Here is a 12,300-nt window from a genome sequence, read left to right on the forward strand (position 1 = left end):
CACGTACAGCACACTCGGTGTATGATTGCCTTGATGAATAGACGTTCACATGATTCCCTCCATGATCGTAATCGTTGCCCAAATGCCTGCAAGTCCTGGCACATCGACGCGCCAAGACTTGCAAATGTGCAGATGGATTAAACTGCGTATGATGCTATGCTTACCATGCCTTTTTACTGGATTCGTCTAATTGCAGCTGAATCGTATACCAGTGATCATAAGGCACACCGCCGATGATCAGACCGGGTACAACAACATGGGTGTACGCGTTGATCTTAGCGGAAGGGTTATTTACTTTGAAACGAACGACAGTTGTTTTACCAGTGGAGGAGACCTTTTCAACGTCTTTCCATACACCATCCTGCTCCACTTGCAGGACAGGCATCCAGCTACCATTGTTCAGTGTCAGCTCGACATAGGTTGTGCCATTTTGCTCGATCAATGTGGCGGTTGGATTGATATAGTCGTTCATAACGGATAGCTCGCTCGTTTGATCCTTGTAGGCTTTGATGCCAATGCTGTATTTTTGCGGTGCATTCGTTGCTGGAGCAGTTTGCACGGCAGGATCGGTGGCTGGCGGCTGTACGCCATTCGCTACAGGCTCTGTATTGTTGCTGCCTACCTCACCCGACTGCTGTACAGGCTTTGACTCTGTTGTGCTCGACGGTTTAGATGGCTCGTTGATCACTGGCGCTTGCTGGCTACCATCGGTAGCTTGCAGTGAAGCACGATCAAATAGCAGCTGCCCGCCCATTTTCTGATTGTTTAAATAACGTTCTGGCGCATTCACATGAGCGAAAATACTCAGCTTTTTGTCCAGATTCGGTACTTCAAAGGTGATCGTACGCGACTTTCCATCTTTCGACTTTGCTACCACAATAGGAGCCGTATACTTACCTTCGAAATCAGTCATAAATACAGGCAATGCCTCATCATCTGTAATCGTAATCGTCGCCTGAACTCTGCCGTCCTTAGCAGTCAGCTTAGCCGTACGATCCAGATAAGGAGTGAGCACTGAATCAGTTTCTGCCCCATTTTTGAGGATACGATAGGAAGCTCTGTATACTCCATCCGCGATCGCATTGGTGCCTTTGTTGCTGGTCGTTGTCGTGCTTGCTGTATCCGCAACAACAGCGCTCGTATCGAATTTCAGTTCAAACTCATACACGGTATTACTGTCTGTGCTGGCAATGCTCACACCACCTGCGGTTACGAGCTGCGCTGGTACATTTTTCGTATAATCGGATACGGTAAACTTGAACGTTTTTGTATTGTTGGTTGTATCGTTACGGATCACCTCAGCATCGATGTATTGTGTACCATCGTAGATACGTAACGCTTGAATATCGCTCGCATGTTGCAAGGTCATCGCTACATGACGCTGATCGTTTTCAACTGTTAATTGCACGGGCTGCTCCGTCGAGATAAACCGTGCCAGTGGTGTGGTGGTACCCGAAGCGATACCTGGCATTACAATGCTAAATGGCAGCTTGTAATTACCAGCCATCAGATTCTTAAAATCCAGTAAAGTAGTCGTCGTTCCAGGCAATTTGGGTGTCTCATATGGCATTGTCGAACCGATTTGCAGATCAACATCATACGTATGATCGTAAGGTACACCGCCAACTTCCAGACCTGGCACGACAACATGAGTATTGACCTTCAATTTGCGTGGCAGTTCGGTTACTGGGAATTGTACAACCCGGGTATTGCCAGAAGTTTCAATCACCTGCGCATCCTGTCCACCGACTTTAAAAGTCTTGATCCAGCTACTCTTTTCGAGTAAAAGTTGTACATAATATTTACCAGATTTCTTTATTATAGTTACCGGTTTGCCTAGATATTCATCCATCACGGATATTTCTTTCGTTCCATATTTGTAAGCTATTACGGATGCACTGTATTTGCCGTCAGATATACCATCCGGTGTGGTGGAGACGGATTGGACGGAATCGGGATTAAACTGCAAACGAAGAGGATGCGTCATGCTATAGTTCGGCATTTGTATGCCAACTTGAGCATTCATGATCGTTTGTAATTGTTTGGTACTGAACGAAACGACACGTTGATTAGCATCAATATCTTTGCTTACGGTTATCGTTTCAACCCATGCTCCATCTTCTTGAACTTTAAAACTAGGAATGATATTGCTACTCTTCACTACAAGTGATACATGGTACAGTCCATTTTTCACCGTCACATTAGCTGTTTGGCCAAGATAACTGCCCATCGTCGACGCTTGATCGCTATCCGATTTCAAAGCAGCGAAGTCGATTGTATAAGTCCCATCTTGCAACTTGATCGGTTCAGGCATAAGGCTAGAGCCTGTGTCTGGATTTGTGGGCAGACTGGAGTTGTCGAATCGAAAACGCACATCGTACCAGTAATCATAATTTAAGTTCGGTATATAAATATGGGTGTAGGCCGTCAATTGCTGAGACAGATCCTCTACTGGAAATTGAATCGTCCGCATATTGTTGACGGTATCGGATTCAACTGTTCGGGCTTCCGTGTTCACCCCATTGATTGGCGTCTGAAAAGAAACAATAAGATTACTGCTTTTGAGTTGAAGACGAATATATTTCTTTCCATTTTCCGTGATCAATTGCGCAGGTTTAACTAGATAATCATCTATTTTCGAAACTTCATTCGTTTGCTCTTTGTATACGGTGTACTGGATATTTTGCGAAGTCACTTCATTTAATATACTAGTGTCAAATTGTAGTTGAACCGTATGCCATTTGTCATATACCTGCGCGTTCGGAGCCGTTGTTACGACATGGACTTTAGCAGAGATCACGTTGTGATCTACTGTCAGCGCATCTGCGGCAAATTGAATCGTACGGGTGTTATGGGTGGCATCTTTTGAAATGATACCAGTATCTATATACGTTGTGCCGACCTGTGTTTGGAAACCTGTGATCAGGTTGCTGTTTGTGAGTGTAAGCTGTACATATTTTTTGCTATCTGCGGTAACAATAAATTTAGCTGGCTTCACCATATAATTGTTCATGCTTGAAGATTGTGTCGTTCCATCCTGTAAAGCCGTATACGTGATCTCTTTGGTCGTCCCTTTTACTGCTTGTACGAGTTCAGGGTCTACAGGTGTTTCTGGTTCGGTTACGACGGGTTGGATTGGTGTTAATGTGGATGGATCAACTATCAAATAACCTGAACTATCCACATTATTAAATTTGTAATTCAACGTGATTGGACTGTTCAAATCATATACATCAAAACTAACTCTGGTAAAAGTCGCTGGCTCTTTCTTCCCATTTGCTTTGATAACAAATCCCTGTTCCTCCGTATATACTGCTGCATTCGTCTGACTGTTTTGGGTAGCAGTCAGATTAACAAAGCTATTTGCATTTACTCCGCGGAAACTGAATGTGTATTTGCCATGATCAATAACAACTTGACCGGGACGATCAGCATTCCCATAACTTTCACGAAATGCGCTCACTTCTTTACTAGAGTCGTTGATGCGCACAACTTTATAACCAATCGTATACTGTCCATCTGCGTACGTATCGTACGTAGAGGTCGTGACTGTAGAATAATTAAATATACTCAGCGGATCCTGCGAAGGGACATGTACAGGTGTTTCTGCTGGTGCATACGTGTTATCACTGACCGTTCCCAACGAGGAATTACCGTAGGTGTCGGCACTCACGCTGCTCAAATGACCGCTGCCTGTATCCTGTGCGAAAGTGGAAGGCAGTGCCGGTGAAACCATCCCGAACAACATTACAAAAACAGTACATTTAATGACATATGATACAAAGTGCCTTTTCAAAATCATGCTCCCCCTGTTAACAAAATAGACTTACCCAGGGTCAGATGACCCCAGATAAGTAATGTTGGCTGATCTACTTTATCTGTATTGTCTCTTTTTATTCGATGCTATCTTGGTCAAACAAGTATTGAACTGTATACGTGTGATCATATGCTTGACCTGCAATTTCCGCTGGAACAACGACGCGAATCTGTGCATTTACTTTCGCAGACAGATCACTCACAGGGAATGTGTATGTTACCGTGTCACCACTTGTTGTCGATGGAGCAGCAACATACGTTCCGTTTTGCTGTGTTTTGAATGATTGGATCCAGTCCTTATGATTCAGCGTTACTTTTACCGTTGCTTTGCCACCGGATACGATAAGCGTAGCCGGTTTACGGGAATATTCAGGACTATCCATATAGGAAGGATTATTCGTACCATTAGCGTACACAGTATATTCAATAAAGTACGCACCATCCGCTACAGCCGCATCTGCTTTGGACGTCCACGGTGCCATCAGAGCACCTACCAGAGCCACTACCATAGCGATAATGATCGCTTTCAACCACGTACCTTTTTCTATACGGTTCATTGTCATATGCATCGGATTCATTCTCCTTTTTTCTTCTTTAATTAGTGGGATTAACCGTTCCTTTACGTCCCATTCCAGCTAACAGAGCGTAGTGCACAGAAAACGAGGGGTTACTTTAACTCTGTATGCCAGCAGCGTAATACCTGTTTGCCGTTGAACAGCCGCTCTTTATTAGCAGTTTTCCGTTATATTACTCCGCACTTGCCTCATCAAATTTCAGATCAACATTGTACTTGCCTGTGTAGCCGATAACCGGAATTTTGATCTCTGCATACGCGTTCAGTGTTGCATTCAGATCAGCAACCGGGAATTCAACGACACGCGTATTGTTAGCTGTGTTGGTGCTTACGACTGTAGCGTCAACGAGTTGACCGTTTTGTTCCACTTTGAATGCAGTGATCAGATTACTGCTCGTAATCGTAATACGCGCCTTGGTCACGCCACTTGCTACCGTTACAGTTGCTGGCTTCACTACATAGCTATCCAGACGAGAGGTGCTTGTAGAACCATCTGCCAGCACCTTGTAATCGACGGAATAGGTGCCATCTGCCAGTGCGGCATGTGCCTGACCTGCGCCCCATGACAATGCCAGCATACCGAGCAATGCGGTCATCAGCATCATGAGCAGCGTATTTTTGAAGCTCCATTTTTCATTGCGGTTGATTGCGATATTCATAACAGCACGCTCCTGTATCATAGTGAATTAGTTTACTTTTTTAAGACTTTTCAGATCGGGCTTGAAGCGGATGGTGTAATCGTGATCGTAGCTGTAGGAAGGCACAGTAACATGAATTTGCGAGATGGTCGGGTTATTCAGATCAGCAATCGGGAACTGTACAATGCGCGTATCCTTCGCTGCATTCGTTTGGATCACCTTGCTGTCGATGATCTTGCCCTTGTACTTCACCTTGAACTTCGTTGTCCAGGTGCTGTGGTTAATCGTGATCTGCATTGTCATCTTAGTGCCTGTCACATAGAGCTTGGCTGGCTTTTCAAAATAATCGTTAGCCATCGATACCGAGTTATCCTCAGCCCGCAAAATATCGTAATTCAGTGTATATGTACCTTTTGCAGGCCGGGATGAGGACGCCGCCGTTGCCGCCTCAGGAAGTACCGAACCAAGTAAAATAGCAAACACGATCAGCCAGCCGATAGGTAAAACAAATCGTTGTTTCATAAAAGCTAAAGCTCCTCCTTTCCTCCTCAAAATGGGTGATATCGGAATTTAATTGATTATCATTCTCAATTAAATTCAAAAAATAAATGTCCTTCACGGACATGTGAAATGCTAGTTATTCCCTCTCTAATCAGATTCAGGGAAGGGTGTGCATTACACATCGCCAATGGTAGACCAAGCTTCCATTCGTTGTCAATACGTCAATATTGCGCTATACCCCTGTAAAATCAACACTTTTATGGACAATTCGAATTTCCGCTTCTTCTATAGCGATCGTGTAGATGCCATAGGTCGATCCCTTGTTTTCTGAAAAAATTAAATTTTAATTCAATTAAGCATTGACTACGCAAATGATATTAATTATCATTTAGATCAGGATAATTGAAAATGATTATCAATTAGATTGATTAGTTTAGGAATGGATGTACGGCAGGAGGAATAGATATTCATGAAAGCTCGTTATCTCGGTCTATCCGCTCTGTTGATATGTGCACTTGCTGGATGCAGTCAGCCCGTGCCAAGCGGTACAGCGCCGGCAACAGCCGCTGCTGCTACGGGCTCGCCAGTATCGATTACTGATTTTGCTAATCGAACTGTACAGCTTCAGCAGACACCACAGCGCATTGTGGCACTTAGTAACGGAGAGGTGGACATCGTCTATGCGCTCGGTGGTAGCGTGGTTGGACGCCCTACATCAAGTCATGGCGCTCCTGTCAAAGAAGCCGAGCAAGCGCAGATGATCGGCTCTACTCATGAGCTAGATCTGGAAAAGGTCGCTCTACTCCAGCCTGATGTTGTGCTTGGTAATGATCCAATGAATGAGAAGGATATTCCAGCAGTAGAGAGCATTGGCGCTCAGATGGTACTTAGCTCAGCGAACTCGGTCGCCGATATTCAGCGTCAGATTACCCTGCTCGGTGGAATGCTTGCAAAGGAAGAGCGGGCGCAGCAGCTTAACGATCAGCTCACCCAGCATATCGCCGCTCTAGCAGAGCGTAGTCAAACCGCCCATACGAAGCCGAAGGCTTTGCTCGTGTATGGCGCACCGGGTACGTATATGGCAGCACTGCCTAATTCGCTCAGCGGTAACATACTCGAGCTGGCAGGTGGCAGTAATATCGCGGCTGATCTACCTGGACTACAGAGCTTCCCTCAATACGCCCAGCTCAGTACCGAACGGGTCGTAGAGGCAGACCCGGATTATGTATTTATCATGACACACGGCAATAGCGAGGAAGTCAAAGCAGGCTTTCTCAAGGAGATGCAGGATAATCCAGCATGGAGTAGCGTGAAGGCGGTCAAACAGAATCATGTTGAAATCCTTCCCTCCGATCTGTTCGGTACGAATCCGGGTACGCGTGTAACCGAAGCACTGGATCAGATGCATCAGCTACTCTATCCGTCAGACACCGATGAGTAAGCCAGATCTGCTTCGACGTTCACGGCGCAGATGGATGCTGGCGATTGTACTGCCGATCCTGCTCATTGTTGTCTCACTATACAGTATCGTCGATGGAGCGATTCATATCCCTTTTGCCGATCTGATGGCGGTACTTAGCAGTCAGCAACAATCGGTATACCGCACAATTATTATCGATCTGCGCATTCCGCGTGTGCTGGTCGGTATGCTGGTTGGTGCATGTCTCGCCGCTTCCGGTGCTTTACTACAGGGCGTAATGAAGAATCCACTCGCTGATCCTGGCATTATCGGCGTATCGGCAGGCGGCGGAATGGCAGCGATGATCACGATGGTCATGCTGCCGCAGTTCAGCTATTTGCTACCGATTACTGCTTTTATCGGTGCCTTTGTCACCGCGATTGTTATCTATGTGATGGCATGGGAGAACGGGGCTTCGCCTGTGAAAATCGTACTGGCTGGTGTAGCGGTTAACGCATTGCTCGGTGCAGTCACGAATGGCATCATGGTGGTGTTTAGCGATCGGGTACAAGCAGTGCTCCCGTGGCTATCCGGTGGATTAAATGGTCGTAGCTGGCATCATCTGGAGTTCATGGCTCCGTATGCGCTGATCGGATTGTTGCTCTGTCTGTTTGCTATCCAGCCTGCCAACCTATTGCTACTCGGTGATGACTCAGCTCGCTTGCTTGGTCAACGTGTAGAGCTACAGCGCTTCCTGCTCATTATGCTTGCTGCACTGCTTGCAGGCGCAGCTGTTAGTGTTGCCGGGCTGGTAGGATTTGTTGGGCTAGTCGTGCCGCATATGATTCGTTTATGGATCGGTGAGGATTATCGCTTTCTGCTTCCCTACTCGATGATTGGCGGCGCAGCACTCGTCGTACTAGCAGACGGTATTGCACGCTCGTGGTTTGATCCGATTGAGCTGCCGGTTGGCATTTTACTAGCTGTGATCGGTGCACCGTTCTTCCTCTATTTATTGAAACGAAAGGGGGCTGCACAATCATGATCTCTACCAATCACGAGTCTGCTCCCTTTTCCAATCCAGCTATTGAGGTAGAACAGATCACCCTGAACCGTGGACATTTTCAGCTGGACGATATCTCGCTCGCTATTCCAGCAGGTAAATTAACCGCCATCGTCGGGCCAAATGGCTCTGGCAAATCGACCCTGCTACGGATTATGGTACAGTTACTCCAGCCCGATCATGGCATGGTAAAGGTGCAGGGTATGCCTGCCACACATTACACACGGCGCGAATGGTCACGTCAGATCACCATGCTACCTCAGCTCAAGGAAGCCTTACCCCAGCTCACCGTACGCGAGTTGGTCGCCTACGGACGCGCTCCACACAAACGCCGCTTCCAATCCTTACATAGCGCCGAAGATCAAGCCATTATCACACAAATGCTCGACTGGACAGGCATCGCTCGATATAGCGACCGTATGTTTCATACCCTCTCCGGTGGTGAACAACAGCGCGCCCGTATCGCGATGGCACTGGCTCAGCAGACACCGATCGTGTTACTGGATGAGCCGACCACTTTTCTTGATATTGCGCATCAATTTGAAGTGATGGATATGCTGCATCGGATCAATCGGGACACTGGTCTTACGATTGTGATGGTGCTGCACGAACTACAGCAGGCAGCCGCCTACTGTCATCATATGATCGCACTCAAAAACGGCCGCCTTGCCGCGCAGGGTGAACCGCTGGAGCTGTTAACCGATACCTTTATCCAGCACGTATATGGCATGAATGCCACGATTCAATATGAAGGCAAATATCCGGTCATCGTACCGGTCATCCCACACTATTCAGGAGGAATATCCCATGATCATCGTAACGAACACTTCGCAAATCACCAAAGGTAGTGCCCATCTGCTCGTTGAACGTTTTGATAAAATAGGCAAGGTCGATTATATGGATGGCTTTCTCGGTCTGGAAGTACTATTTAACGACAGCAACAAGGAATACGATGAGGTAACAATCAGCACACGCTGGGAAACGAAGGATCATTTCCACGGCTGGACACGTAGCGACGCATTCCGCGAATCCCATGCGCATCGTAATATTCCGGATTATATTCTGGATAATAAGATTACGTTTTACGATGTGAAGATTGTACGTCAGCCTCAGCAGGCGAATATGGCTGAATTGCATGAGGCTGAAGGGGATCAGGCGGTGGTTTGATTGATGGCGAGATTAGAATAACGCTATCTATTCGCTATATGCAGGCTGTAAGTAGATGAAGGTGGCGTATCACTGTTGGTTAGATGTAAGGATAACTATAAAAGAAAAGAATTTTACCGATAAGTGATATGACTATACGATTATTACAGATATTATTTTAAAACAGATAGTATTTAAAACACCAACAATCCACTACATTAAAAGATGTATAGAAAAAGGCTACTTCCGTATTGGTGGGAGTAGCCTTTTTCTGATCGAGATACCTGATGAGATGTGTTATTTAAAGCGAAAGGGCGAAGGCGCTACACTGTCGCTTCTTTATTTACTAATTCACTTCCCTCCACTCTCGCCCCGTACCTGCCGAATCCATTCGATATACTGCGTATCACCCAATCCATAGTGAGGGAATAGATGGAGCATGTGCCGAACTAGCTCTGCTTCAGTTTGATCCCGATGAGCGGCAATATGACGCGTCAGCTCGTTGTCTGATTGTTGCAATTGCAGATACAAACGAATACTCTGATACATCACAGGTAGCATGGGTTCTGTGGGCATTTGGTGATGCAGCACAACTTGCTTATATAATGAAGCGAACGTGCCAAGTGTCATCTCAGTCTGCTGTACATCGTAGGTCTGCTCCTGTACGGTATTGAAATATAACGTGCCGGCATAATGCTGTTGCTCCAGATAAGCGAGCATTGTGAGCAAGTTCAGTTGGCAGAACATATCGTCACCAAACCAGAGCACGATACATTTGTAATCGTGCAGATTTGTAAATAGCTGGTGTAGTGGATAGATGACGATCTGCTCATAACCCAATAATGTACTGCCATGTCCCCTGGCGCGTATAGAGCAGAAAGACTCACTGAAAATCTCCTCTGTCGCTTCGTGCACACACATCGCTTCATTAAAAGGAACATAATCACTAGCGCCCATCCATTGATTGGATTGAAACTTTTCGTACATATGCTGTCCATTGAGTACATTTAATATGTCCTGTTCATGGAGCTGTTCTACCTTATCCTGTAACTGTACAATCACTTCGGTTGTCGTCATATCCATTCGAATCGCTCCCTTGGTTTCGTTTAGATCGCGCCTTGCATACATTTGCAATGGCTGTGGATCACGCCGATAGGCAGCAGGTGTGATACCAAACACATCCTTGAATGCTCTGGAAAACGACTCCTGTGAGGAATACCCGTATTGCATCGCAATATCGATAATTCGCTCGTTCGTCTCGCTCAGATGAGCTGCGGCAAGTATCGTTTTGCGTAAGAGAATGTATTTTTTGATGCTAATACCCGTGTGATGACGGAATAGAAAGGAGCAGTAAAAAGGCGAGTAGCCCATTTGCTGTCCGAGCTTGATCAGCGAAAAGTTTTCCAGCTCGGTGAGTGACTGCTCAATCTGATCGATCATCTGCTGTACCGGATGGTTGGAGGTGTCTGGTTGCTTCATACGTTGCCCCTTTCTCGTGTATACCACTGTAGGATCTGTATGTAGTATAGGCGAGCGATAGCGATTCGTTTTTGATAGTAATTGTGATGCTGGGTCTCTTTTTTACCAGCTGGAAGCTACATCATACTATTCTGCGTAGATCACGGGTGAGGATTACAGCGATTTATTTACACCGTGCTTCTAAAAGAACACGTGCACAGGCATCTACTTCCTCAAGCCGATCTGCTGCATCTGGAGCATGTGCCAGCTCATACAGTTCTGTCTGGAACTGTTGTATCACCTCATCATGCAGGCAAGGCAGAAAATCGCTGACCACAAAATATTTCCAGCTGGAATCCTTCGAGCGCAAAATAGCGCGTAGCGGCTCAACCAGATTCATCTGTTGCGGGATCAAAATCGATTTCACCTCAGCATAGATCGGCCAATTCGCATCCTGTAGCCATTCGAGAAGTTCAGGAATGAGCAGCCTGATCTGCTGTGCTTCTAGCTGCCGTAATCGCTCAATTGACTCAAAATCATCTTTGCTTTGTGGGATATAAGAACAGTTATCCATCGGATTCACGCTCCTGTTTGATATTAAAATGTATGTAGAATGTATGTCGTTCATACAAGTCTGTTCTGTGTTTACTATCGTCTGCTGAATCGATACATCGTGATATCCTTGCCATATCACGTATCGTATATATCGATTGAAGGTTATTCGATAACATCTCTTTTTCAACATAATTCTAGACTGCTACGCATTTCTCCTCATTTTTCATTTTCCAATTGATAAAACGTGTATCGCTCCTCTCGATTGTAACCCGCTAGCTATGGTTAAAATGAACATAGAGAGCTATCATTCCTCCATACAACTTTACCTTCTATCAACCGCAAACAACTCATTTGCATTCATCGAAAGGAGCAAGATCGCATGTACAGCGTAATTCTAGTTCGACATGGAGAAAGTGTGTATAATCAGCAAAATCTATTCACTGGCTGGACAGATGTCGCTTTGACGGAGCGTGGTATTCATGAAGCGCGGGAAGCAGGGCATCTTATTCGCGAAGCAGGCTATACGTTTGATATGGCATTTTCGTCGGTGCTCAAGCGTTCGATTCAGACGATGCATTATATTTTGGATGAGCTGGATCTGCTCTGGATTCCGGAGCAAAAGGCATGGAAGCTGAATGAGCGTCATTATGGTGCGTTACAGGGACTGAGCAAGACGGATACTGCCAACAAATATGGTGAGGAGCAGCTTCACCTCTGGCGGCGCAGTCTGACCGTTCGTCCACCCCTGCTCAAGCCGGATGATCCGCGCAGTCCGCGTATCGAGGAGCGGTACAAAGGTATCCATGAGCATGATCTACCGCTTGGTGAAAGCTTGCAGGATACGGTAGCTCGTGTAGGCGACTTCTGGCATCACCGCATTGTCCCGCTCATTCGTAAAAAGGAACGTATTCTGATCAGCGCTCATGGCAATACATTGCGTGCGCTCATTAAATATATGGAAGATATCGACGAGAAAACATTGACTGATCTGAATATTCCGACCGGGATTCCGCTCGTATATGAGCTGGATGAGCATGTGCAGCCGATTCGCCGTTTTTACCTCGGTGAGCAGGAGCATATCGATCGCAAATCCGCAGAGGTTGCCGATCAGGGCAATGTGACGGAGTGATGGCGCAACTTTATCTATAGT

General features: G+C 46.1%; 11 protein-coding genes. 5 read left to right on the forward strand and 6 right to left on the reverse strand.

Translation table 11 applies throughout. From position 1 onward, the window contains the following. Positions 1-160: 160 nt before the first annotated feature. The 4 genes from SK066_RS19655 to isdC all read right to left on the reverse strand — a co-directional run bounded on the left by SK066_RS19655 (position 161) and on the right by isdC (position 5,550). Complete coding sequence (locus tag SK066_RS19655; RefSeq protein WP_320542735.1) at positions 161-3,736, reverse strand: NEAT domain-containing protein; 3,576 nt, start codon at positions 3,734-3,736, stop codon at positions 161-163. A 157-nt stretch (positions 3,737-3,893) separates the two neighbouring features. Further along, a complete protein-coding gene (locus SK066_RS19660) occupies positions 3,894-4,385 on the reverse strand; it encodes an NEAT domain-containing protein (protein WP_250344976.1) in 492 nt (163 codons plus the stop codon). A gap of 178 nt (positions 4,386-4,563) precedes the next feature. Beyond that, the gene (locus SK066_RS19665; RefSeq protein ID WP_320542736.1) at positions 4,564-5,049 is read right to left on the reverse strand and encodes an NEAT domain-containing protein; all 486 of its coding nucleotides are present in this window, start codon (positions 5,047-5,049) and stop codon (positions 4,564-4,566) included. 27 nt (positions 5,050-5,076) lie between these two features. After that, a complete protein-coding gene (isdC, locus tag SK066_RS19670) occupies positions 5,077-5,550 on the reverse strand; it encodes a heme uptake protein IsdC (protein WP_320542737.1) in 474 nt (157 codons plus the stop codon). A 448-nt stretch (positions 5,551-5,998) separates the two neighbouring features. Between isdC and SK066_RS19675 the strand changes: the two genes are divergently transcribed. From SK066_RS19675 to isdG, 4 genes are read left to right on the forward strand one after another with little or no spacing between them, the layout of a single operon-like run. Further along, on the forward strand, positions 5,999-6,970 hold the full coding sequence (locus tag SK066_RS19675; protein ID WP_320542738.1) for an ABC transporter substrate-binding protein: 972 nt from the start codon (positions 5,999-6,001) through the stop codon (positions 6,968-6,970). Then, positions 6,963-7,973, forward strand: a complete 1,011-nt coding sequence (locus SK066_RS19680) for a FecCD family ABC transporter permease (protein ID WP_320542739.1) — start codon at positions 6,963-6,965, stop codon at positions 7,971-7,973. The genes SK066_RS19675 and SK066_RS19680 overlap by 8 nt, the downstream gene beginning before the upstream one ends. After that, positions 7,970-8,839, forward strand: coding sequence for an ABC transporter ATP-binding protein (locus SK066_RS19685; RefSeq protein ID WP_320542740.1), 870 nt, complete (start codon positions 7,970-7,972; stop codon positions 8,837-8,839). Before SK066_RS19680 ends, SK066_RS19685 begins: the two co-directional genes overlap by 4 nt. Next, positions 8,799-9,158 (forward strand): heme oxygenase, encoded by a 360-nt coding sequence (gene isdG / locus SK066_RS19690; RefSeq protein ID WP_320542741.1) that lies wholly within the window; start codon positions 8,799-8,801, stop codon positions 9,156-9,158. Before SK066_RS19685 ends, isdG begins: the two co-directional genes overlap by 41 nt. 330 nt (positions 9,159-9,488) lie before the next feature. On the opposite strand, the gene SK066_RS19695 is transcribed toward isdG, so the two are convergent. Beyond that, a complete protein-coding gene (locus tag SK066_RS19695) occupies positions 9,489-10,616 on the reverse strand; it encodes a helix-turn-helix transcriptional regulator (RefSeq protein WP_320542742.1) in 1,128 nt (375 codons plus the stop codon). A gap of 163 nt (positions 10,617-10,779) precedes the next feature. After that, positions 10,780-11,169 carry a DUF5071 domain-containing protein gene (locus tag SK066_RS19700; RefSeq protein WP_320542743.1) on the reverse strand — a complete coding sequence of 130 codons (390 nt, stop codon included), beginning with the start codon at positions 11,167-11,169 and terminating at the stop codon, positions 10,780-10,782. Between the two features lie 360 nt (positions 11,170-11,529). On the opposite strand from SK066_RS19700, the gene gpmA reads away from it, so the two are divergent. Then, the gene (gene gpmA, locus SK066_RS19705; RefSeq protein WP_188777326.1) at positions 11,530-12,279 is read left to right on the forward strand and encodes a 2,3-diphosphoglycerate-dependent phosphoglycerate mutase; all 750 of its coding nucleotides are present in this window, start codon (positions 11,530-11,532) and stop codon (positions 12,277-12,279) included. Positions 12,280-12,300 lie beyond the last annotated feature (21 nt).

Origin of the sequence: Paenibacillus hunanensis (genome assembly GCF_034055775.1) — a bacterium.
GTDB lineage: Bacteria > Bacillota > Bacilli > Paenibacillales > Paenibacillaceae > Saccharibacillus > Saccharibacillus hunanensis.